The 21,985-nt window shown below is 62.1% G+C and carries 26 protein-coding genes; 6 read left to right on the forward strand and 20 right to left on the reverse strand.

Annotated features, from left to right (window positions below; genetic code table 11):
- Positions 1–103: 103 nt before the first annotated feature.
- Positions 104–904, reverse strand: a complete 801-nt coding sequence (locus AB4048_RS22550) for a peptidoglycan-binding domain-containing protein (RefSeq protein WP_442204224.1) — start codon at positions 902–904, stop codon at positions 104–106.
- Complete coding sequence (locus AB4048_RS22555; protein ID WP_442204225.1) at positions 876–2,420, reverse strand: sensor histidine kinase; 1,545 nt, start codon at positions 2,418–2,420, stop codon at positions 876–878. The genes AB4048_RS22550 and AB4048_RS22555 overlap by 29 nt, the downstream gene beginning before the upstream one ends.
- A gap of 472 nt (positions 2,421–2,892) precedes the next feature.
- On the opposite strand from AB4048_RS22555, the gene AB4048_RS22560 reads away from it, so the two are divergent.
- Positions 2,893–3,360: a DUF5330 domain-containing protein gene (locus AB4048_RS22560; RefSeq protein WP_442204269.1), complete on the forward strand. Its 468-nt coding sequence runs from the start codon at positions 2,893–2,895 to the stop codon at positions 3,358–3,360.
- A gap of 132 nt (positions 3,361–3,492) precedes the next feature.
- On the opposite strand, the gene AB4048_RS22565 is transcribed toward AB4048_RS22560, so the two are convergent.
- Together AB4048_RS22565 and AB4048_RS22570 are read right to left on the reverse strand one after the other, a co-directional pair.
- Positions 3,493–5,199 (reverse strand): adenylate/guanylate cyclase domain-containing protein, encoded by a 1,707-nt coding sequence (locus AB4048_RS22565; RefSeq protein ID WP_442204226.1) that lies wholly within the window; start codon positions 5,197–5,199, stop codon positions 3,493–3,495.
- Positions 5,200–5,563: 364 nt separating this feature from the next.
- A complete protein-coding gene (locus AB4048_RS22570; RefSeq protein WP_442204227.1) occupies positions 5,564–5,830 on the reverse strand; it encodes a hypothetical protein in 267 nt (88 codons plus the stop codon).
- A 461-nt stretch (positions 5,831–6,291) separates the two neighbouring features.
- Between AB4048_RS22570 and AB4048_RS22575 the strand changes: the two genes are divergently transcribed.
- Entirely contained in the window at positions 6,292–6,714 is a 423-nt protein-coding gene (locus tag AB4048_RS22575; RefSeq protein ID WP_442204228.1) for a SufE family protein, read from the forward strand.
- Between the two features lie 34 nt (positions 6,715–6,748).
- Here the strand turns inward: AB4048_RS22575 and AB4048_RS22580 are convergent, their stop codons facing one another.
- From AB4048_RS22580 to AB4048_RS22625, 10 genes are all read right to left on the reverse strand, one after another.
- Positions 6,749–7,573 carry a DUF6456 domain-containing protein gene (locus AB4048_RS22580; RefSeq protein WP_442204229.1) on the reverse strand — a complete coding sequence of 275 codons (825 nt, stop codon included), beginning with the start codon at positions 7,571–7,573 and terminating at the stop codon, positions 6,749–6,751.
- Positions 7,566–8,015 (reverse strand): helix-turn-helix domain-containing protein, encoded by a 450-nt coding sequence (locus AB4048_RS22585; protein ID WP_442204230.1) that lies wholly within the window; start codon positions 8,013–8,015, stop codon positions 7,566–7,568. The genes AB4048_RS22580 and AB4048_RS22585 overlap by 8 nt, the downstream gene beginning before the upstream one ends.
- A gap of 412 nt (positions 8,016–8,427) precedes the next feature.
- The gene (locus tag AB4048_RS22590; protein WP_442204231.1) at positions 8,428–8,859 is read right to left on the reverse strand and encodes a MucR family transcriptional regulator; all 432 of its coding nucleotides are present in this window, start codon (positions 8,857–8,859) and stop codon (positions 8,428–8,430) included.
- A gap of 425 nt (positions 8,860–9,284) precedes the next feature.
- Complete coding sequence (gene mnhG / locus AB4048_RS22595) at positions 9,285–9,641, reverse strand: monovalent cation/H(+) antiporter subunit G (RefSeq protein WP_442204232.1); 357 nt, start codon at positions 9,639–9,641, stop codon at positions 9,285–9,287.
- Positions 9,638–9,982 (reverse strand): cation:proton antiporter, encoded by a 345-nt coding sequence (locus tag AB4048_RS22600; protein ID WP_442204233.1) that lies wholly within the window; start codon positions 9,980–9,982, stop codon positions 9,638–9,640. Before AB4048_RS22600 ends, mnhG begins: the two co-directional genes overlap by 4 nt.
- Positions 9,979–10,452: a Na+/H+ antiporter subunit E gene (locus tag AB4048_RS22605; RefSeq protein ID WP_442204234.1), complete on the reverse strand. Its 474-nt coding sequence runs from the start codon at positions 10,450–10,452 to the stop codon at positions 9,979–9,981. Before AB4048_RS22605 ends, AB4048_RS22600 begins: the two co-directional genes overlap by 4 nt.
- Entirely contained in the window at positions 10,449–11,996 is a 1,548-nt protein-coding gene (locus AB4048_RS22610; RefSeq protein WP_442204235.1) for a Na+/H+ antiporter subunit D, read from the reverse strand. Before AB4048_RS22610 ends, AB4048_RS22605 begins: the two co-directional genes overlap by 4 nt.
- 3 nt (positions 11,997–11,999) lie before the next feature.
- Complete coding sequence (locus tag AB4048_RS22615; RefSeq protein WP_442204270.1) at positions 12,000–12,377, reverse strand: Na+/H+ antiporter subunit C; 378 nt, start codon at positions 12,375–12,377, stop codon at positions 12,000–12,002.
- Positions 12,377–12,796 (reverse strand): Na+/H+ antiporter subunit B, encoded by a 420-nt coding sequence (locus AB4048_RS22620; protein ID WP_442204236.1) that lies wholly within the window; start codon positions 12,794–12,796, stop codon positions 12,377–12,379. The genes AB4048_RS22615 and AB4048_RS22620 overlap by 1 nt, the downstream gene beginning before the upstream one ends.
- Positions 12,793–15,126: a putative monovalent cation/H+ antiporter subunit A gene (locus AB4048_RS22625; RefSeq protein WP_442204237.1), complete on the reverse strand. Its 2,334-nt coding sequence runs from the start codon at positions 15,124–15,126 to the stop codon at positions 12,793–12,795. Before AB4048_RS22625 ends, AB4048_RS22620 begins: the two co-directional genes overlap by 4 nt.
- A gap of 438 nt (positions 15,127–15,564) precedes the next feature.
- Here AB4048_RS22625 and AB4048_RS22630 point away from each other — a divergent pair, with 438 nt between their 5' ends.
- The 4 genes from AB4048_RS22630 to AB4048_RS22645 all read left to right on the forward strand — a co-directional run bounded on the left by AB4048_RS22630 (position 15,565) and on the right by AB4048_RS22645 (position 18,449).
- Complete coding sequence (locus AB4048_RS22630) at positions 15,565–17,007, forward strand: DUF1254 domain-containing protein (RefSeq protein WP_442204238.1); 1,443 nt, start codon at positions 15,565–15,567, stop codon at positions 17,005–17,007.
- A gap of 85 nt (positions 17,008–17,092) precedes the next feature.
- A complete protein-coding gene (locus tag AB4048_RS22635; protein ID WP_442204239.1) occupies positions 17,093–17,284 on the forward strand; it encodes a hypothetical protein in 192 nt (63 codons plus the stop codon).
- 86 nt (positions 17,285–17,370) lie between these two features.
- Positions 17,371–17,784: a peptide-methionine (R)-S-oxide reductase MsrB gene (gene msrB / locus AB4048_RS22640; protein ID WP_442204240.1), complete on the forward strand. Its 414-nt coding sequence runs from the start codon at positions 17,371–17,373 to the stop codon at positions 17,782–17,784.
- 50 nt (positions 17,785–17,834) lie between these two features.
- Positions 17,835–18,449, forward strand: coding sequence for a hypothetical protein (locus tag AB4048_RS22645; protein WP_442204241.1), 615 nt, complete (start codon positions 17,835–17,837; stop codon positions 18,447–18,449).
- A 28-nt stretch (positions 18,450–18,477) separates the two neighbouring features.
- On the opposite strand, the gene AB4048_RS22650 is transcribed toward AB4048_RS22645, so the two are convergent.
- The 6 genes from AB4048_RS22650 to AB4048_RS22675 form a co-directional block, all read right to left on the reverse strand.
- Entirely contained in the window at positions 18,478–18,717 is a 240-nt protein-coding gene (locus AB4048_RS22650; protein ID WP_442204242.1) for a hypothetical protein, read from the reverse strand.
- Between the two features lie 114 nt (positions 18,718–18,831).
- On the reverse strand, positions 18,832–19,098 hold the full coding sequence (locus AB4048_RS22655) for a DUF1488 domain-containing protein (RefSeq protein WP_442204243.1): 267 nt from the start codon (positions 19,096–19,098) through the stop codon (positions 18,832–18,834).
- Positions 19,099–19,436: 338 nt separating this feature from the next.
- Positions 19,437–19,625: a hypothetical protein gene (locus AB4048_RS22660; protein WP_442204244.1), complete on the reverse strand. Its 189-nt coding sequence runs from the start codon at positions 19,623–19,625 to the stop codon at positions 19,437–19,439.
- 431 nt (positions 19,626–20,056) lie between these two features.
- On the reverse strand, positions 20,057–20,566 hold the full coding sequence (locus tag AB4048_RS22665; protein WP_442204245.1) for a GNAT family N-acetyltransferase: 510 nt from the start codon (positions 20,564–20,566) through the stop codon (positions 20,057–20,059).
- Between the two features lie 292 nt (positions 20,567–20,858).
- On the reverse strand, positions 20,859–21,284 hold the full coding sequence (arsC, locus tag AB4048_RS22670) for an arsenate reductase (glutaredoxin) (protein WP_442204246.1): 426 nt from the start codon (positions 21,282–21,284) through the stop codon (positions 20,859–20,861).
- Positions 21,281–21,982, reverse strand: a complete 702-nt coding sequence (locus tag AB4048_RS22675) for an aquaporin (RefSeq protein ID WP_442204247.1) — start codon at positions 21,980–21,982, stop codon at positions 21,281–21,283. The genes arsC and AB4048_RS22675 overlap by 4 nt, the downstream gene beginning before the upstream one ends.
- Between the last annotated feature and the right edge of the window lie 3 nt (positions 21,983–21,985).

Raw genomic sequence — 21,985 nt, forward strand, 5'->3', positions numbered from 1 at the left:
CGCGTGCTTGGCCGCTGGCAACGATGACGAGAGCGTCGCGCCTCGGGCGACATGTCCGGCGGGGCAGAGGCGGGCAAACCGCTCCCGAGCATGCCTCGAAGCGCTAGAGCGCGCCGATATCCTGCAGCTTCTTCAACACCGCGATATCGGGCTGGCCGGTCTCGGGCAGCTGGTAATGCTTCTGGAAGCGGCGGATCGCGGCCCGTGTCTGATCCCCTGCGACGCCGTCGATACTGACGTCGCTATAGGCGATGTTGCTCAGCCCCTTCTGGATCTTCATGACGAGATCGATGCTGTTGACCGCCTCGCTCGGCGGCTTGGCGCGGGGCGTAGAGCCGGTCTTGATGGTCTTTTCAGCGGTGAGAATAGCGGCGGCCACGGGATCGGCGTTCGCGGTCAGCGACGTCACGTCTTCGCGGGGCCGCGCGACGGGCACGGTCGGACCGCCACCCCTAACCTGCATCTTGGCGGCTGCCGTCTTGACGCCGGCCTGGCCGGCCGATGACGGCGAGGCCGCGTCGGCGCCCGGGCGTTCTATCCGGAAGGTCGTCACGTTGCCCGCGTCAGCCTGCATCGGGAAAGAGGCGCGCCGGCCGGCGATGGCATTGGAGGATCCCGCGTCGCGGGTGCGCAGGAGTGGCGAGGGATGCGTGCCCGGCTGGTACCAGAGCGCATTGGCAGCCACGAAGCTGAAGACGACGACGAAAGCCATCGTGCCGCCGGCGACCGAAGGATGACGGCCGATGAGTTCGCCGAGAGCCCAAACGCCACGCGCGCCAAGACCGCCGAGCGCGCCGGCGCCGCGAAGGCCGAGCGTGCCGACGGCACCCGCCCCTTGCGAGAACAGGCCCGGCTGGCGCCGTTTGCCTTTCCCTTTAGGCGATTTTCGCTTGCGCGTGGTCATCGAGACGGTCTCCGGTGCGGTTTGCGCCGACCTGATAGTGCGTTGGCTCCGTTGCATTTTTGAGGCGCGGCGGGAAATCCACCGTATTTTCTTCGCCGGCAGACCCACGAGCGGCAACAACGCCGGAGCCATCAAGCGGAACGAGGATGGTGACGACGGTGCCCTCGCCCGGTGTGCTGGTGATTTCGAAGCTGCCGCCGTGCAGTTCGACCAGCCCCTTGACGAGGGACAGGCCGAGACCCGTGCCCTCGTAACGACGCGTATAGTCGTTCTGGATCTGCACGAAGGGCTGGCCGAGGCTGGACAGCTGGTCGCCGGCAATGCCGATGCCGGTATCGCTTACCGATAGCTGCAGCATCCCGCCGACGGCCGAGGCGTCGATGGTAATGGCACCGCCCGCATCGGTGAACTTGATGGCGTTGCTGACGAGATTGATGAGGATCTGCTGGATGGCGCGCTGATCGGCCACGACCTCGCCGAGACCGCGCTGGATACGGCTTGTGAGCGACAGTCCCTTGGCCTTGGCCTGCAGCGCCAGCATCGCCTCGCAGGCGCTCGCCGCGACCGCGATCTCGAAAGGCTCCGCCATCAACTCGTAGCGCCCCGCCTCGATCTTGCTCATGTCGAGCATGGTGTTGACTACCGACAGGAGATGCGCGCCGGACTGATGGATGAGCTCGACATATTCGCGCTGGCGATCATTCTCCAGCTTGCCGAAATACTCGCCGCTCAAAATGTCGGAAAAGCCGAGAATGGCGTTGAGGGGCGTGCGCAGTTCATGACTGACCGCCGCCAGGAAGCGCGATTTCGCGTCGTTGGCGGATTCTGCCTCCGCGGTCTTGCGCGCTGCTTCGTCGCGCATGTGGCGCTCGATGGAAATGTCGGACGACTGCGTCACGATGCTGGTGACCGTTCCCTCGGGGTCGCGCCGGGCCGTCAGCTCCATATGCAGATGCACGAACTGCGCGCGGTCGCGCCCGACCGTCGGGCGTTCGAGCCGCAGCGTGACGGCAAAGGCATCATGGCCCTGGCGCAGCCGATCGACAGCCTGCAGGAAGAGAAGGCGGTCGGAAATATGAACCTGTTCGAGGAAGCCGCGGCCGTTCGGCGGGCGCATCCAGGAAAGGTACTCGGCCCGATCGCGGCCACCGACGGTGACGACGTTGCCCTGCGGATCGAGCACCATGACAATGCCGGCCGCAGCCTCGAGCATCAAATCCTCGCGCGGCCCAATGTCGGCCTGCATTTCCAGCGGCTTTTGCCGCGCCAGCGCGATGCTGCCAACGGCGGAAAACAGGAAACCGGCGCAGACGGTCGCAAAACCGGCCGGCAGCGCGACCGCAGGGCTGGTGACCAGCGACAGGCCGGCGGGGACGGCCACGAGCGCGACGGAGGAGAGCATCGCCAGGCGCCTGAGAATTGCGAGCTCCTCGGCATGCACGGACGCCGTACCTCCGGTACGGGTCAGCCAATTGCCTCCAACCCGATCCACGAGGGCTACCGCCCGATCTGTCATTTTACTCAATACGCGCACGCAATACCCGCCCGAAAAGGCACTCGACAACTGGCTGTACCATAGGCTTCGGCCACTTAAGGAAAGGATAAGCAGGGGTCGGCGCAGGGGCGCGAAAATGGCGAAAACAGGCTTTTGGGAACAGTCCAAAGAGGCTTTGCTTCTTGTGGTTAACGGGCGGTAAGCGATGGATTTCGCTTGCATTTCGCCATGTCGTTAACGTTTGTGGCAAGCCTTTTGCAGTAAAAGGCTTGCAGCGTCAGCGTATAGCCAGGGGACATGCTTAACGGTTGCCGCTACAATTTGACGAAAATGCGTCCCGAATTGCGATCATTCGAATTTGAACTAAATTTGACAAAAATGCTCATCAGTTTCGAGAAACGATCTTCGCATCTGAGGTCTAGGGTTTGATCAACCAGGAAAACCGGTGCGATTCGGCTTGAAGACCGAACGGCAAGACAGGATTGGCAAGGCGATGTGGTTTCTGATCAAGATGGCGTTCTGGTTTTCGCTGGTGCTGGTGATGCTGTCGCTGTTCAGCCCACAGAGTGCCACCCGGCTTGAAAACGTGCCGCAGGTCCAGGCGTCCGACGCCTTTACCGCCGCCACCGGCGCCTTCCAGTACGTGACCTCGATCTGCAACGTAAAGCCCGAGGTTTGCGTCAAGGGCGGCGAGACGCTGACAGCACTCGGCTACCGCGCCCGCGAAGGCGCCCGCGTCGCCTATGAATTCCTCGACAACCGGTTCAAGGACGGGGCCAAGGCAAAGATCGCGGACGCCGTCCCGGCGCTTGCGCCGGTCGATCAGCTCGCCAATGCCGGCACCCTTTTGCAGCCGATGCCGCCCCGCCCGCTCGGCACCGAGCCCGCCGACGCTGTCATCACCGGCACGGTCAAGGCGCCGGCGCGCGTTCCGGTCCCCCAGCAGAAACCGGCCCTCTGAGCTTTCGGTCCGCTCGGCGGCATTCTGCGGCTGGCGCAGTGAGAGACGCTTATTGCGGCGCAGCCTCTGACCCAAATGTGGCACATCCGTTGATCAAGTCCTCGAACGCGTCGCGATTGTCCCCACCCGCTGTCACATCTCCGGCAGGCCGGCCTTTCGGAAGCCGTCGACAAAGTGGTCTCGTACAGATGCGTCGCGCAGCGGCTGGGAGCTGAGCCAATGGCCGATGGTGAAATGAGGGTGGGCGATCAGGAACAATTCTGCTTCTCGCCGCGCCTCCTCACGGTGGCCCAACTGCGCAAGCGTAGCAGCCAGGAATTTGCGTGAGTTGGTACGATACGTGTCTTTCCTGCGGAGCGTAGCGGTTGCCGCCTCGTAGTCACGCGCGGCGTATTGCGCCTGCCCAAGATGACAAAGATACCAGCAGGCTGGATAGGGATTGAGCCGAAGAGCTTTTTCGATCTGCGCTAGTCCGTCGGCAACCCTGCCGTCCAGCACGGACATGTCCGACATGGCGGCCCAGGTGTCGGCGTGGTTGGGGTCCAGCTCCAGGGCCTTGGCGAAGGCGGTCTCCGACTCCTCCCATCGCCGCTCATAAGCCAAGATGGTGCCCAGAACGTAACGGCAGCCGGCATCGTTGGGATCTAGGTCGACCGCCTTCTGCGCGAACGTCGCCGCCATCCGACGATTAGGATCTTCAGGCTCGCCGAAATGAGTCCAGGCAAGCCAACGGTTATAGGCGAGCAGACCGAGCGCCTCGGCATATGATGGCTCGAGCTTAACCGCGCGTTGGAGCAGCATATAGGCCTCACGCTCGGTTTGCGGCGACTCTTCCGTCAGGAGGCGGGCGCGCACACACAGTTCGTAGGCCTCGAAGTTCTTCGGCCGATTGCGCTGCGTCGGGATGGTCAGCCGGCCGACGAGGGCTTCAACAATCTTGGCGTTAACTTCATCCTGTAATTCGAAAACATCTTCCACCGTCCTGTCAAACCGGTCGGCCCACAAGTGATGGCCGCCAAGCGCGTCGGTCAATTGGGCATTGATGCGGACACGGCCCATTGCGCGCCTGGCGCTCCCCTCCAGGACGTAGCGGACGCCGAGTTCCTGGGCAACCAGCCGTACGTCGACCGGCTTGCCCTTGTAGCCGTAAACGGAATTGCGCGCGATGACGAACAGGCCAGCGGTACGCGAAAGGTCGGTGATCAGGTCTTCGGTCAAGCCGTCGACGAAATGCGCGTCCGCTTCGTCCCCACTCATGTTCGTGAACGGCAATACAGCGATCGAGGGACATTCGGGCAGCGGCAATGTGCTCTGCAGCGCATCCGGCCAATGCCACACGTGGACCGGGCGCGTCAGGTTCTTTAGGTAGCGTTCGCCTGCATCAAAGAACCTGTCGGCGATCTTGCCGACGACCTCGCCGTGAACATAGGCTGAAATGCAGATACCTCCCGGTGCGGCCAGCGTCTCGAGGCGCGCCGCGACATTGACGCCGTCTCCGAGGACGTCTGAACCGTCGTCAATGACATCTCCCAGATTGACGCCTATACGCAAAAGCATGCGCCGGTCTCCGGAAGCCTCATCAGCACTGGTGGCCCGCTGCATTTCCAACGCTGCTGCGACCGCGTCCACCGCGCTACCGAATTCGATTAAGAATCCGTCGCCCATGACCTTGAAGATGCGACCGTTGCGGCGCATCACAGCCGGCTCGATAACGCCAGCACGGAGTTCCCTGAGGTTCGCCAGCGTTGCGACTTCATCAGCTTCCATCAGGCGTGAATATCCCACCACATCGGCAACGACGATGGCGGCAAGGCGACGCTGAAGAGATTGATCCGTCATGTGAGGGCAAGCCTAACGACCGAGGGCGCAAGTTATTGTTCAACCGCGGGTGAGTCAACAAGTGGTAAGAGGCAATGTCCACCCGATCTCCACCTCCACCATCGAGCCGTCATCCTTCCTTGTGACCGACGGCGTCGGGGCGGACGACACGGAAATGAGTATCCACGGAAAGCGGACGGTTCTTGAACGTCTGGTGATGGGCGGCGAGCGGGGGCTTCGGCGGAAGCACCCAGTTCTGTCCGGGGGAGACCCGAACGGCAACTGCGCTAAGCCGCAGCCACTCTTCTGCGCCGCACGAATCCGCACCGCCAGGCAATCACCCAAGGCCGGATGCATCCCGCCTTGGGGAAGCGCCGGTGGTTGCTCACTGCTTCTTGCAACCCTCTGACTTATATGAGCATTGCACTTCGGACCGTACACCGGCCTTGTCGGCTATGGTGCAGGCGACGTGATGGTCGTCACTTGTGCAGAGGTTGGAACATGAAATGAAAGTGGCCTTGGATGCTTGGGCGTAGTTTGTCGCACCGAGTTGGGCGATCTTACTTTCTGCCGAAGTTAAGGTGTATGGCTCCGCACCGTGAGCGGCCCACGCCAACAGCGACAATAGACTGGTACCGATGATCAGTTTCATGATTCGCTCCTTTTACCCCGCTGGTTTCCATCGTTCGTCCAGATGCAGGTTTCGGTGGCAAAGGCTCGTTCGACCGCGCGTTATATTCCAGCGTGATCACTCATTCGTCCGGATTCAGCTATTCTTCACTCACAGCGTAACCTGATGATCACGACTGATGCCTTCGATATCGCCTGACATGCCACCTCCGACTGACGAAGATGAGTGTATATCAGGACCGGGTTTTTACACAGCCTCGGCCGATCCCTGACCTTGGTGGCAAGAACTCTTATGTCCGCATTTCGTGTTGGTGTCCTCCCAGCGGACGTCGGCCATCGGCCCCAAGCGGGCTTCCTAAAAAATCACCGGCATAGGAAACGTACACGCCCTTCGGGCACGCCTGCGGCGTTCTTTTTCGTTTCGGGTTCAAATCCGGTCGGTTTTCACCTATATGCTGAGCAAGAAGCATATGGGACCGGTCGATGGCAGCGCTTGAACAGATCATTGAGGATTTCGCCTTCCTGGACGAATGGGAGGATCGGTATCGCTATGTCATCGAACTCGGCAAGGCGCTGCCCGAACTGCCGGAGGAGAAGCGTACGCTTGCCAACAAGGTGCAGGGCTGCGCCAGCCAGGTCTGGCTCGTCAGCCATGTGAGCGGCGCGCCGGACGATCCTCTCATGACCTTCGAGGGCGATTCCGATGCGCATATCGTGCGCGGGCTGGTCGCGATCGTGCTGGCGATCTATTCCGGCAAGCATGCAGCCGAGATCGCGGCACTCGACGCCCTTGAGATTTTCGGCAGGATCGGGCTCGTCGAGCATCTCTCCACCCAGCGCGCCAACGGCCTGCGCTCGATGGTCAAGCGCATCCGCGACGAAGCCCGGCTGCGCGCCGTGGCATGAGGCTGCGCGACAGCGCCTTCCTGGCATGAACATTTCAACCGAGCTCGGGGCGAAAATCTTCCGCACCCCAGTGCTCAATGCGCGGCGAGCGGTGTGCTGCCGGTGGCGTGTAGTGGCGGGCGAGCGCCATCAATGCTGTTCTCAGCATCAGTTTCGCCGAGCGGGCCGGCCACTGCCGTTCGCGCTCGACCGTTTCCAGCCCCTTCATGAAGCAGCAGACGTCGAGCGCCACCCCTGAAAGCTCCGGCCCCATGGCCTCGGCGGCGCGGTTGACGGCAAGGCGTGCGGCGAGCGCGCTGTCGCTCAAATCGGCGATACCGCCGCGTTCACCCTTGCCCCGGCTCGCTAGGCGCGGCTCCCAGGAGGCGGTGACGCGTGGCTGCAACTGCCCGCGCGTGAAATCGGCGGCAAGCCGTTCGCCGGCGGCGATCGCCTGCTCGGGCAGGAACGGCGCACCGTCCCGTCCCTTGAGGCGCGACAGAAGCGAAAGCGGCGACTCGGCGCGATCGAGGCGCACGGCGTGGCGCCGATCGTCCACCTCGACGGTTGTATCGACGAGGTCCGCATGCTGGGCAAGAAACGTCTCTTCAGCGCGCGCCGCCGCGCGTTTGAGATAGGCGCGTCCCGCCCCTTCGAGCGCGATGCGGTCGCCTTCGCCGTGCGCATCGCGGTGTATGAGGCCGCGCGCGGCGGCCTCGGCGATGACGCCGAGCTTGATGATCTGCACGGCGGCATCCGCGTTTTCGATCTCGGCATGGACGCCGTCGTCGCGCGGCGTCATCGAAGCCGGCCCACGCGCCAGAAACCGCAACAGGCGCAGAAGTGCCTTTTTCTCCGAGCCGGATGCGCGTTCAGTCATGGCGGACGATCTCCGAAGTCACGAAAATGGATGAGAGAATGCGTTCCATCGCGCAGACGAAATCGTCATAGGCCGTCTGGTCGCGCCGGCGCTCGACCGCCAGGCAGGCATGGCCGACCGTCTTGCGGTCAAGGCCGAAGGCGAGACCGACGTCGTGTTGCGGGATCCGCAAGGCGACGTGGCAGAGATACATGGAGACCTGCCTGACATGCGCGAGCGTGCGGCGGCGATCGACCCTGACCTGCACCCTCACGCCGAGGAGCGCCACCATCTCGGCGGTCACGTAGCTGACGATGCGGCAGACGGTATGGGAGGAAAGGGACGCAGGGGGCGAAAACTCCGGCGGCTCGCCGGTTTCGATCGCGGCTTGGGGCGCGTCTGGAATGGCGCTCAAGGGAATGACGGCGGTGGGCGGAGGCAAAAGACTTTTCTGAAAAGGCATGAAATATCCCCTAGAGAATAGGAATTAATTCACACACCCTACGGCATAGTTAGGGAAAAAGAAAAGCAACCTTCTGCAATTATTTGTTGATTTTCGCCAAGCTGTTCAATTTGCCTTTGAAAAATATGGGATTATTTTCCTTTTCTCCCTCTCGCAATTCCCCTGAAAACGGCGAAACTCCATTCCCCGACACCAAAAAACCGGGCTTGCGGCCCGGTTCAGACAGCTGATGAACTCTGACGGCTTACCAGGACTGCGCCGCCATCCGCCGTCACCCCCGACGCGGCGCGGCTGGATCCCGGCTCAAGGCCGGGATGACGGAGAGAACGGACAACGCTCGCAAAAAAGACTGCTTTGCCAACAAAAAACCGGGCTTGCGGCCCGGTTTTTTGCGTCTGTTCGGTCAAGGGGCTCAGCGGCCGCGCTTGCGGCGCTGGCCGAGACCCATTTCCTTGGCGAGGCGCGAACGCGCTTCGGCATAGGCGGGGGCTACCATCGGGTAGTCGGCCGGGAGGTCCCACTTTTCGCGATATTCCTCGGGCAGAAGGCTGTGGTGGGTCATCAGATGACGCTTCAGCGATTTGAAGCTGCCGCCGCATTCGAGGCAGGTGATCTGGTCATCCTGCACGGACTTTCGAACCGAAACGGCCGGTTTCTGCTTTTCGATGACGGTAACGGCGGGAGCCGGGGCGGAAGTGTTGCTCAACGCGGAATGCACGTCGGAAATCAGATTCGGCAGGTCGCTCACCGGAACGACGTGATTGCTGACATAGGCCGCGACGATATCCGCGGTCAATTCAACCAGTAGTTCCGGGCCGCTGCTGCCGAGAGCCACATCTGTCATAGTATTTCTCCTGTTCGTATGCTTGCCCTGACAGCCCGTCTCGCGATGGGCCGCCTGTATTCGTAGCAGTCGGCAGCAACCACAGGCGTTCAACGCCATGCCATGCACAAACCGAAATCCACCCCTAGACTTCGCGCGGAGAAACCCGTCTACTGCCGTCCGATCAGCGAATCATCAGAATCGTGCGAAAAACGCGATCCTTCATCCGAATTCACGTCCGCTTCAATGCCATTGTATCAATATAAATCAAAGCATATAGCATTTACAGCGGACAGAGAAATCACTTTAGATCAGAACTCTACTTGAAACTGGATTACCATTCTTGGTGCAAAAGTCCAGATTTTATTTCTGTTATTTCTTGGGAAATTTTTCTCATATTGATACAAGTATTTCGCTTGAGGTTTTTGTATTCAACTAGAAGAATCCTATCGGCGCGAGTTCGACCCGCGATGGTGATGGTCTTGGCTCGCAAGGTCGTCGCGAACCGAAGGCGGCAGCAGCGGAAAGCCCACTTGATGGGCCGCCTTGGCCAATAAATGAGCGGCAATCGGCGCGGTCATAACGAAAAACAGGAAGCCGGCGACGGCGCGGGCAAGGGTTGCCGGATCCTGCGCGTGCAGGCCGGCCGCGATCAGCAGCAGCCCCGAGCCGACCGTACCTGCCTTCGAGGCCGCGTGCATGCGGCTATAGATATCGGGCAGGCGCACGATGCCGATCGCGGCAATCAGCGAAAACAGCGCGCCCGCCACCATCAGCACCGAAACGGCCACGGCAAGGATCATCGGCGCGCCCTCCCCTTGGCGTTCGGCTTGCGGGTTTGTCTGGCGTTGCTTGCGGCGTCGTCCGGACGGCCGCGCGAAAGAATGAAGCGCGCGAACGCCACCGTCGCCAGGAAACCGACGAGGCCAAGGGCGATGGCGATATCGACGTAAAGGGTGAAGCCGGTCTTGACCGCGATCACCGCGATGAAGCCGATCGCGGTCGCCGCCAGCATGTCGAGCGCCAGCACCCTGTCCGGCAGGGTCGGGCCGACGACGATACGATAGACCGTGACCAGAAAGGCAAGGCTGAGGATGGCGAGCGACAGAAGTGCCGCGGTCGAGACGATGGTTTGAGGGTTCATCGCAACGCCTCCAGGATACGGCGCTCGAAGCCCGCCGCGATGCTGCGACGCTGGGCTTCGGGGTCGGCGCAGTCGAGCGCGTGCACGTAGAGCGTCTTGCGGTCATCCGATACGTCGACGGAAAGCGTGCCGGGTGTGAGCGTGATGAGGTTGGCGAGCAGCGTGATCTCCAGATCGCGGTCGACGGTGAGCGGAAAAGCGAAGATGCCGGGTTTGACGTCCATACGCGGCGAAATCACGGTCATCGCGACCGCCAACGAGGATTTCGCAAGCTCGGTCACGAACAGAAGCGCCAGCGCCAGCAGCCGCAACGGCCGCGGCCGGTAGACGACACCCTCACTGGGTGGGCGCACGACTGCAAGCACCAGCGCGGCAAGCGCTGCGCCGAAGAGGAAATTGTGGGGCGTGAGACTGCCGGTCAGGGCGACCCACAGGATCGCCAGTATCAGGCCGAACACGAGGCGCGTCATTTCGCTCCTCCTTCAGGGAAAACCGATCGCATATAGGCGGACGGGTCGTCGAGGCCGGCCGCGGCGCGGATGCTGAGCGCCGCAAGCCGCTCCGGAAACAGGCCAAAACCGACCACCAGCGCCGCCAAAAGCGTGAGCGGCAGGCCGGCCCGCCATGTCACGGGCTGGACGCGCATCGGCATCATGGCCGGGCGCCAATAGGCAAGCAGAAAGACGCGACCGAAGACGATCGTCGTCAGGAAGCCGGTGAGAAGGATGACGCCCGCAAGCCACCAGGCGCCCTCGGCAAGCGCCGCCTTCACCAACATCACCTTCGGCCAGAAGCCCGAAAACGGCGGCAGGCCCGAGGCTGCGAGGAAGAGGACGAGCGACAGGGCGGCAAAGGCGCCGTTTGCGGTCCAGAGCCCGGACAGGCCATTGAGCGAGTGGCTGCCGCCGATGCGCCCCGCCTCGCCGGCCGCAAGATAGAGCGCCGTCATCAGCACCATCGAATGCAGCGCATAGAAGATCGCGCCGCCGAGGCCCTCGACGCTGCCGAGCGCCACGCCCGCCAGCATGTTGCCGATCCCGCAAATCACGATATAGCCGAGCATCCGGCGGATATCGACCTCCGCCAGCGCTCCGAGAGCGCCGACGATCATGGTGGCGATCGCGACGAGCGCGACCAGTCCGCCGAACTCCTCGCGCCCCATCGGCAGCAGCATGACCATGACGCGCATCAGGGCATAGACGCCGACCTTCGTCAGCAACCCGGCAAACAGCGCTGAAATCACGATCCTCGGCGTGTGATAGGAGGCGGGCAGCCAGAAATTCACTGGAAAGGCCGCGGCCTTCATGGCGAAAGCAAGCAGGAACAACGCCGACAAAGTCATCAGCGGCTTGCCGCCGGAGCGCGCGCGCTCCGCAATATCGGCCATGTTGAGCGTGCCGAAGAGCGCATAGAGACAGCCGATGGCGATCAGAAACAACGTCGTGCCGATGAGGTTCAGCACCGCGTATTTCAGCGCGCCGTCGATCTGCTGGCGGCTCGAACCGAGGATCAAAAGGCCGAAGGAGGAAATCAAAAGCACTTCGAACCAGACATAGAGATTGAACAGGTCGCCCGTCAGGAATGCGCCGCTGACGCCGGCCATCAGGAACAGCAGAAAGGGAAAGAAGCCGTAGTGCCGCTCGCTGGGGGAAATGTCGGAGAGAGCATAGACGGAGCCCGCAAGTGCTGCGATGGCCGCCGCAAGCGCCATGGCGGCGCCGAAAATATCGACCGTAAACGCGATGCCGAAGGGTGGCAGCCAGCGCCCCATCGCCATGGTCAGTGGGCCTTCCTGAGCGACTTTATGGAGAAGCAGACCGTCGATGACGACGAGAAGCGCAAGGCCGGCGATCGCAAGGCAGGCCTGCAACGTCGTGCGTTCGCGCAGCATCAGCAGCGCCGCGCCGACACCGAGGCAGAGCACGACCGGCAGGACGATCAGCCAGTGCCCGATCGGCACCGGCGCTATCACCATCGCGGCGGCAAGGTCGACGGTCTTTTCAGCTGCGGCCATGCGCTAGTACCCCACCGGCGGCAGCGGCCGTTCGCGCGGCTCGGCAAGGCGCATCTCGTCCGTGTTGTCGGTCTTCAGATCCTGATAGGCGCGGTAGGTGAGCACCAGCAGGAAGGCGAGGAACGAGAACGAAATGACGATCGCCGTCAGGATCAGCGCTTGCGGCAGCGGATTGGCCGTGCCGGCCGGCAAGGCGTCGAGCCCCTCCGGGATGATCGGCGGGATCTCGCGGGTCAGCCGGCCTGCGGTAAACAGCGTCAGGTTGACGGCGTTGCCGAGGATGGCGACGCCGAGCATGATGCGGATCGTGAATTTCGACAGCATCAGATAGATCGCTGCGGCGAAGAACAGACCGACAAGGATGGCAAAGGCCGGCTCCATCATTCCGCCTCGCCTTCCTCGAGCGAAAGCAGGATGCCGGTGAAGGCGCCGACGACCACCAGATAGACGCCGACGTCGAAGAACAGGACGCTCGACAGCGGCACCTCGACGCCGAAAAGGCTCGGATAGACCCAAAGCCCGGTCATGAACGGCGCGCCGAAGACTATGGATAGAAGCCCGGCCAAGGTGGCTATGAAAAGTCCGGCGCCGGCGATCGACAGCGCCCGAAAGACGAGGGCGCGGCGAACCGCGGCAACGCCCGAGGCGATCCCGTAGATCGCAAACGCCGAGGCCGCGATCAGCCCGCCGATGAACCCGCCGCCCGGCTCGTTATGGCCGCGCAGCAGCACGAAAACCGAAAACAGCAGCATCAGCGCGGTGAGGTAAGGCGCGGACGTGCGGAAGATGAGGGATTTCATGCGTCCGATCCTCCCTTGCCCACCCTCAGCCGGATGAGCGCCAGAATGGAAAGCCCGGTGACGGCGACGACGGCGATTTCGCCGAGCGTGTCAGTGCCGCGAAAGTCGACGAGGATGACGTTGACGACGTTTTCCCCGTGCGCGATCAGCTTCGAATAGCGGCTGAAGAATTGGCTCAGGCGGTCGTCGAACGGCGCCTCGGTCGCCTTCATCAGCAGGCCCGAGAAGCCGATGCCGCAGGCAATGGCAACGGTCGCGTCGAAAAGCCTCTGGCCGCGCGGCCGGCGATCGGTGGGGGAAAGCCGCAGGCGCGTCATGACGAGAGCCAGGATGACGACGGAAAGCGTCTCGACCATGAACTGCGTAAAAGCGAGATCCGGGGCGCCGAACAGCAGGAAGATCATCGCGACCGCAAAGCCCTGAATGCCGAGCGAGACGATGGCCGTCAGCCGGTCCTCGGCCACGAGCACGGCAATGAGACCGGCAAGCGCGATGAGGAAGACGGCGGCCTCATGCCATTGCAGGGCCGGCAGGAAAGACGGCATTGCCGGCAGCTCCCCGTAGAGGACCGGCGGCACCAGCAGGATCGCGGCAAGGCAGATGAACGTGACGGTGATGTAGATTTCGAGGCGGCCCGGCTGCAGCCTGAGCGTCACCGAATGCGCCAACCGCACGAGCCCCCTCAACGCGGCGTCGAAGCCGCGATCGGGGCCGGGGCCGAACCAGCCAAGCAGATCGGCAACCAGGCGCCTGACGCCGCCGAGCACGCGGTAGATCAGTATCCCGGCAAGGATGGTGAGCAGCGAGAGCGCAAGCGGCAGACCGATATGCGGCACGGGCGAGATCGAGATTTGCGCGACCGCGCCGCTGACCGCGGTTGCCATCGGCGAGGAAATATAGTGGTGTGTCAGCCCCGAAAAGATCGCAGCTACGAGCCCGAGGACGGCAAGAAGCGCGGGGCCGCAGATCAGCAGCGGCGGCGCCTCGTGCGGGTGGCGCGGCGTCTCCACGGTTCTTCCGAGAAACGGCTTCAACGCGATGGCAAAACCGATCGCAAACATCAGCGCATTGGCGACCACGGCGGCAAGGGTGAAGGCAAGCGCCGCCGCACCGCCGCCAAGGAGCGCCGCATAGACTTCCTCCTTGGCGAGAAAACCGAAGAACGGCGGCAGGCCACCCATGGATGCGGCCGCGAAGAGGGCAACCGCAAACGTCGTCGGCATGGCGGCGCGAAGGCCGCCAAGGCGGGTGATGTCGCGCGTGCCGGTCTCGTGGTCGATGATGCCGGCGACCATAAACAGCGCGCCCTTGAAGAGCGCATGGGCGACGAGATAGAGCACCGCCGCCTCGACCGCGAGCGGTGTGCCGAAGCCGGTCAGCATCACCAGCAGGCCGAGCGAGGAAACCGTCGTATAGGCAAGCTGGAGCTTCAGGTCGGTCTGCCTGACGGCGAGCACCGCACCGACGACGAGCGTCACCGCGCCGAAGGCCGGAAGCAGCGTTTCCCAGGCGGCCGTGCCCCCCATGACAGGATTGAGCCGCATCAGGAGATAGACGCCAGCCTTCACCATGGTGGCGGAATGCAGATAGGCCGAGACCGGTGTCGGCGCCTCCATGGCGTTCGGCAGCCAGAAATGGAAGGGAAACTGCGCCGATTTCGTGAACGCGCCGCCGAGGATCAGCACGAGCGCGGCAAGATAGAACGGACTTGAGCGCAGCAGCGCCGCATTGGCGGCAAGATCGGACATCTGGCTGGCGCCGGTCACGACGGAGACGACGAGCAGGCCGGCAAGCAGCGCCAGCCCTCCCCCGCCGGTGACGACAAGCGCCTGCAATGCGGCACGGCGCGAGGCTTCTCGCTCGTGATCGAAGCCGATCAGCAGGAAGGAGGTTATCGACGTCAATTCCCAGAAGACGAAGAGCATCAGGAAATTGTCGGAGACGACCACGCCGAGCATCGACCCCATGAACAGGAAGATGAAGGAGAAGAAGCGGCCGAGATGCGGATGGCCCTTGAGATAGCCGCCCGTATAGAGAACGATCAGCGTGCCGATGCCGGTGATCAGCAGCGCGAAGGTGACGGACAGGCCGTCGAGCAACCAGGTAAGGCGCAAGCCGAGGCTCGGTGCCCAGTCGAACCCGCCGGCCACCGTTTCCCGTCCGGCGATCTGCGGAAGCAGCGCGGCAAAATGAAGAAAGGCCAAGAGCGGGACCAACGCTAGAAACCAGGCAGCCCGGTGACCGAAGAAGCGGACACAAACCGGCGCGACGAGCGCTCCGAAAAAAGGCAAAAACAACGCGACAACGGTCGGGTCCACGCTTTCCGTCATGCCCTCTCCCCGCTCGACTTTTCCCGCGCGACCGGCGGCCCCGCAAAGCCAAAGCTATCTCCGGGATAGGGCAAAGGGTGGACCTGCTCAAGACCTGGAACCGGAAAAGCGGGGCAAAACATCGGCGACCGCGCAAAAGAGATCGGATTGGCAGGCCCGGCCCGGCGATTTCCTCGCTCCTTGTTACAGTTACGTACTTGCCGCTGCGCGGAGCGAGCGCATGATCCAGGCAGTCAATCGCAAGTGCCATGGGGCGGCCGGTGCGAGGCGCTTGAGGGACAGGTGGCATCGGAACGCCGCCGCAAGGACATCCGTTTTCATTCAATAGCCGCGAAAAAGATTTCCGAGCATGCCACGGGGTCGGGCCGGCGGCGCAAGCGTTGCGGCCGATCTCCGCGTCATTTTGACATTTCATTTTGCCATCGAGGGAGGCTCTCCATGAAACCTGGTTCTTTCAGGCTTACCGCCTGCATCCTTGCATCATCCGTCTTGGCCGCGCCGGCCGCTTTGGCGGCGGAGGCGATAAGCGAAGCGCAGGCACGCGCCATCGCGGTCAACGCCTATGTCTATTTCTATCCGCTCATCACCATGGACGTGACCCGCAAGCAGGCCACCAATATCGAAGCCGGCAAGGTTTTCGGTCGCGGCCCGGCCAATATGTTCGTCAACGTACCGGAATTCCCGCCGGCGAATTTCCGCGATGTCGTGCGCCCCAATTTCGATACGCTCTATTCGATCGCATGGCTCGATATGACCTCCGAACCGATGATCATATCCGCACCGGATACGGACGGACGCTACTATCTGCTGCCGATGCTGGACATGTGGACCGACGTCTTCGCCTCGCCCGGCTGGCGCACGACGGGAACGGGCAAGGCGGACTTTGCGATCATCCCCCCGGGATGGCAGCCGAAAGGCGGAGCGGCGCTGCCTGAGGGCGTTCAGCGGATCGACGCACCGACGCCATTCGTCTGGATCATCGGACGGACCAAGACCGACGGCCCGGCGGACTACGATGCGGTCCATAAGGTCCAGGCCGGCTACAAGGTCACGCCGCTATCGGCCTGGGGCAAGCCCGCGGAGCCCGTCAAGGCTGCGATCGATCCTGACGTCGACATGAAGACGTCGCCGAAGAAGACGGTCGACGGCATGTCGGCGGGCGACTACTTCGCCTATGCGGCAAAGCTGTTGAAGGTCAATCCCGCGCATATTACCGACCAGCCGATCATCGCGCAGATGCGGCAGATCGGCATCGAGCCGGGCAAGGATTTCGACATCGGCAAGATCGACCCCAGTGTAGCCAAGGCGCTGGCGGAGGTGCCGGCGGACGCGCAGAAGCTGATGGCATGGAAGGCGGCGTCGCTCGCGCGCGTCGCCAACTATTGGTCGATGAACACGGATACCATGGGCGTCTACGGCAACTATTATCTGAAACGCGCCATCGTCGCCAACCTCGGCCTCGGCGCCAATGTGCCGGAGGACGCCATCTATCCGCTCAACCTCGGCGACGAGAAGGGCAACCCCTTGGACGGCAACCATGCCTATACCATCCATTTCGACAAGCAGCAGCTGCCGCCGGTCCAGGCCTTCTGGTCGATCACGCTCTACGACCCGGAAGGCTTTCAGGTCGCCAATCCCCTCAACCGCTTCGCCGTCAGCAGCTGGATGCCGTTTCAGCGCAATGCCGACGGTTCCCTCGACCTCTATTTTCAGAACCAAAGCCCCGGCGCTGAAAAGGAGGCAAACTGGCTGCCTGCCCCGAACGGCCCGTTCAATCTGACGATGCGCCTCTACGGGCCGGAAATGGATGCCCTGACCGGCCGCTGGAACCCGCCGCCGGTGACGATGGTCCCAGCACTTCAAAACGTCGTCGCCCAATAGAGCGTTTCAGCAGTTCCGCCCGTTGCGGCAGTGGCCGGGGGAATCCCTCTGCCGGTCACCATGAGGCCGTGATAGGTTGTGATTCATGACGAGCAAAACGTCCCGATCGACCCACGATGCCAAGACCGGCCGCCTGACCCAGGTACGCGCCGAGAAGATCAGCGCTATCGAAGGCCTGGTGCTGAGCCCGCGTATGCGCAAAATACTTGCCCAGACCAAGGATCAACCGGCTGAAGAGGGGCGGCGTGCGATACGCGCTCAGTTTCCCTCGTCCTAGACAAACGCGACATTCGCCGCGCTGCCGCATTGTCTCTGCAAATTCCGTTCCCTATCTATGGCGCAGGTAGGGAAAGGATCACCTCCATGACTGTCACGACAAACAAGCCGAAGGTCGTAAAGACCGATGCGGAATGGCGCGAACAGCTGACGCCGGAACAGTACCGCGTCACCCGCGAGCATGGCACCGAGCGCGCCTTCACGGGCCCCTATTGGGATCAATTCGAAAGGGGCCTCTATCGCTGCGTCGCCTGCGATGCGCCGCTCTTCCGCTCGGATACGAAATTCGATGCCGGCTGCGGCTGGCCGAGCTATTTCGAGCCGGTCTCGGAGGACGCGGTCACCGAATACCGCGACAGCTCCTTCGGCATGGTGCGCACGGAAATCCGCTGCGGCACCTGCGAGGCCCATCTCGGCCACGTCTTCCCCGACGGCCCGCCGCCGACGGGCTTGCGCTACTGCATCAACGGGCATTCGATGGTATTTGTGCCGGACAAGTGAGGGATAACGGTCCAAGCGACGTCCATTCGAACTGTCCGGGCATGCGTGAGATGAAATCTTCGGGAAAATTGCTGTCTCTTGCCGTCGCCTCGGTCTTGACCTTGCTTGCGCTTGCGAATGTCTCGCAGGCGCATGGCGGCGGCGGAGGCGGGAGCGGCTCGGGGCTGCCGATCCCGGCGCTCAGCCACGGCGAGATGGCGGTGCTTGCGCCTTATCATCGCGCGGTGCTCGACCTCGCGCGTTCTGCCGCCGACACCAACGAACCCTTCCGGCGGATGCTCAACTTCGCCGAGATCCAGTATGCCTATTGCCTCTGGGGTACGATGCCGGGCGGCGTGACGGACGAGGAGAGCCCTTTCAACGAGTGTTCCCACGCCTATCTCGCGGCCACCAAGTCCGTTCTGCTGAAGATGCGCGACATGCCGCGCGAAGCCGCCTTGGCCGGAACCCTCGTCTCCAGGATCGACACGGAAATGGCGTTGAACAGCATGTCGCTGATCCGGTGCCAGTATAGCGGCGAGACCTTCAACACCGCCGACATCATCAAGCCGCGCTGGACGTCCATCCCCTTCCACGCGCCGAGCGCGCTTGCGCTTTCCGGCGTCCTGCTCGCCGTCTCGGCCGCCGGCCTTGGCGGCGCACGGCTGCTGCGAAAGCGGCCGTAGACGTTTCCTGGAATGGCTCTGGCTCGCTCTACTGCCGGCGATCGTAGCATATTGCCGCGGTGGCGCCGACTTTGCAGCCATCTTTCAGATGGTAGTCCTTGCCTGCCATGCACTCGTCATAGGCCTTGCGATCGGCGGTGGTCGACAGATCGTTGCCCTGCCGGAAAAGACAGAGGTTCTGGCCGGCAATAAACTGATCCATCCCCGCAAACAGCGCGACGATCGCCATGGAAAAAAATAGGGGTGAACGGGTTGCGATGCGAGCCATGGCTCTTCTCTAATTGGTCGGGTGGGGTAAACACTCGTATCGGCTGAACTCGCCCGCACCTCGGCATGTCCTGAACGAATTTTTATGCTAGCGGGCAGCTCGGTTGGCGACGGTCTATTTGAAGTCCGTCGTGTTCAGCATGACGGTATCCTTGCGCCTGCTTGAATAGACCCTTTTTGCCACTTCCAGAATTTTCGCCCGCATGCCGTCGAAGGCGGCGAGATATTCTCGTTCCGACACATTTCGCTGGTGCCGGTCTACGACGAGCGCTTCCACCGCGACAAAGAATTTGACCTCGAACATCCCATCGTGGCCGAGAAAGCGGACCCGTTGTTTTGTTTCGTCGTAGCTGCGTGCGGCATTGGGAAAGGCAATCGACATCACTTAATTCCGCCAGTTCTCTCGTTCGTTACCTAAGGTTAGTCAGACAGGTCTGTTAAAAATCTCGACAAACGCAAAATATACTATGGGCGACAAAGCAATCAGCAGAGACCACCGAATTAGAAAATCAACAAACCGAAAATGGTATCCCTTGTTTTCCAGATTTATGTTCATTATTTTTCCTCGCTTCTATTTACGATATGGCGATCATATCACAGAACGCCCAACTATTATTTTATATTTTGACGTTTTTTGTGTTTCTTATCGTGATCTTCGTCCGATGACGAATATCACACTTGCTTTTCAAAACCGTTTCATCCCTGTCCGGCGGCATCCCATCAGTTGGTGCGCTGTGGCCGCATCGGCCTTTCTCTCTCGATCCGGAGCGCTTTCAGCAGCGCCGATTTTTCAAGGCGTCCCCTGACATCGCCTGTGTTGATCTCGCGAAAAACCGTGCCGGTCTTCTCGCTGATCACGCACTTGGCGGGGCTGTACTTCTGCGTCGGACTTACTCCATCTCTCGTCATGGCGATGACATCCTATTGCTGGAAAACGTCTGGCGAGCGCGCAGTGACGGCCAACCACATTGGCCCATTCGCGCCATGGTCCCCGGAACTAAAAGCCCGCCGGGATAAAGATTGGATTGTTCGTCGAGCGGTAGCGGCCGCTCTGTTTGATGAGGTTGGCGTCGTTGCCGACCCCTTGTCCGTAGAGCGCGGTGCGCGCTGGAAAGGGTTCCGTACTTGGTGAATTTCCGGTTTTAGGGGACGCTTGCCGCATCCTTTATCTCGAAGACCAAAGTGCCGGGGCCGCAGCGCCGCGCAAACTTGGCTTCGATGGGGGACCATGCGCCCTTCATACCGACATGGCAAGGACTTTACGCGTCGAAGCGCCCGCGCCCGCGTCGAATGAAGTGCATAAACCGGCGACGCTCAAGGCCTGCGGTGCTGCAGCGCCGTTACGGCTTTTGGACCCTGAGTTCCATGCAGGTCAGGTCCAGCCAGCGGCCGAACTTGGTGCCGACTTCGGAAAAGGTTCCGGCGATGCGGAAGCCGAGCTTTTCGTGCAGGCGGATGGAGGCGGTGTTTTCAGCCTCGATGCCGGCGATCATCACATGGATGCCGGCCGCCGCCGCCCGCACGACGAGTTCGCGCATCATGGCCTCGCCGATGCCGTGGCCACGGCAATCCTTTTCCACATAGACCGAATGCTCGACGGTGTGGCGGTAGCCGTCGAAGGCGCGCCAATCGCCATAGGAGGCATAGCCCGCAACCTTGCCGGCGCGCGTGGCGACGATCACCGGAAAGCTTCGCGCCCTGCGCGCCCTGAACCAGTCGCGGCGGTTTTCGAGATCGACCAGCGTCTCGTTCCAAATCGCCGTCGTGTGCTCAACGGCATGGTTGTAGATGTCGCGGATCGCCGGCAGATCGGCCTCGGTGGCGTCGCGCAACGTCACGGTCTCGTCCATGCTTCGCTCCATGTCGTCTTTCACGGTTTTGGCGGGAATAGCCTGCGCGAGGGGGGAAGTAAATCCGTGCGACTAACAGCAGCAACGGCCAGTCGTCGGAGGCGGCAGGCTTCCCTGCACAGGGACAGCGGCGGTCGCTGTTGCAACTCGAGGCGCGGTCGCTGGCTTTGACAGCCACGCCTGTATCGGAAGGCATACTGCAACGTTGAGGACGGCGAAAACCAGATAGAGGGTGCCGTAGCCGATGATCTGGGTGAGGCCAAGCGCAAGCACGGCAAGAACTGGCACCCGTTCAGAGGCGTTTGCCTTGAGCATCGAGAACCTGCTCGCCGTCTTCCTTGGCAAACGGGCCTTTGTGCGTGTCGGGCAAGATATCCAGCACGCGTTCCGAGGGACGGGCGAGGCGCGTGCCGATCGGCGTGATGACGAAGGGGCGGTTGATCAGGATAGGGTCCTTGAGCAGGGCGTCGAGCAGTTGGTCATCGGTCAGGTTGGGATTGTCCAGCCCCAGCTCGGCATAGGGCGTGCCCTTCTCGCGGATGGCTTCGCGAACGCTCAGCCCTGCATCAGCGATCATTTGGATCAGTTCATTTCGACCGGGCGGATTTTTCAGATATTCAATGATTGTGGGTTTGATACCAGCGTTACGGATCATCGCCAGCGTGTTGCGCGAGGTGCCGCATTGCGGGTTGTGGTAGATGATGACGTCCGTACTCATGGGGTGGGTTCCGTCTCAGTGAGCGTTTGCGGATTGCGGGCATCCATTAGCAGCCAGCCGGCGAACATCAGTGCCAGCAATGCGCCGAGGACTTCCGAGATGATAAAGCCTGGCAAATCGATCGGGCGAATGCCAGCGAACGTGTTCGTCAGCGATCTGGCGATTGCGACGGCCGGATTTGCAAACGAAGTGGACGCCGTGAACCAGTAAGCAGCGGTGATATAGAGGCCGACCAGTAATGCCACGGCATCGGCGCGAAATTTGATGCCGGCCAGGATGACGAAGACAAGGCCGAAAGTGGCCGTCACCTCCGCGAGCCACTGCGCGGCACCGGTGCGCATAGTGGCCGAGACCTGCAGCAGCGGGAGGTCGAACATCGCATGGGCGAGCATCGTTCCGGCAACACCGCCAATGATTTGCGCGGCGATATAGGCCGGAACGGCAGCGGCGGACAATTCCCGGCGCAGCGCAAAAACCAGCGACACTGCCGGATTGAAATGCGCACCTGAAACCGGACCTAGGATGGAGATCAGCACGAAAAGGATCGCCCCCGTCGCTAGTGTATTTGCGAGCAGCGCAAGCGCTACATCGCTCGTCAGACTGGCAGCCATGATGCCCGAGCCCACCACGGTTGCGACCAGAAGGGCTGTGCCGAATGCCTCCGAGACAAGGCGCCGCGAGAGCGGGTAAGTCGTCATGGC

Source organism: Rhizobium sp. RAF56 (genome assembly GCF_052113965.1).
Classification (GTDB): Bacteria; Pseudomonadota; Alphaproteobacteria; order Rhizobiales; family Rhizobiaceae; genus Rhizobium.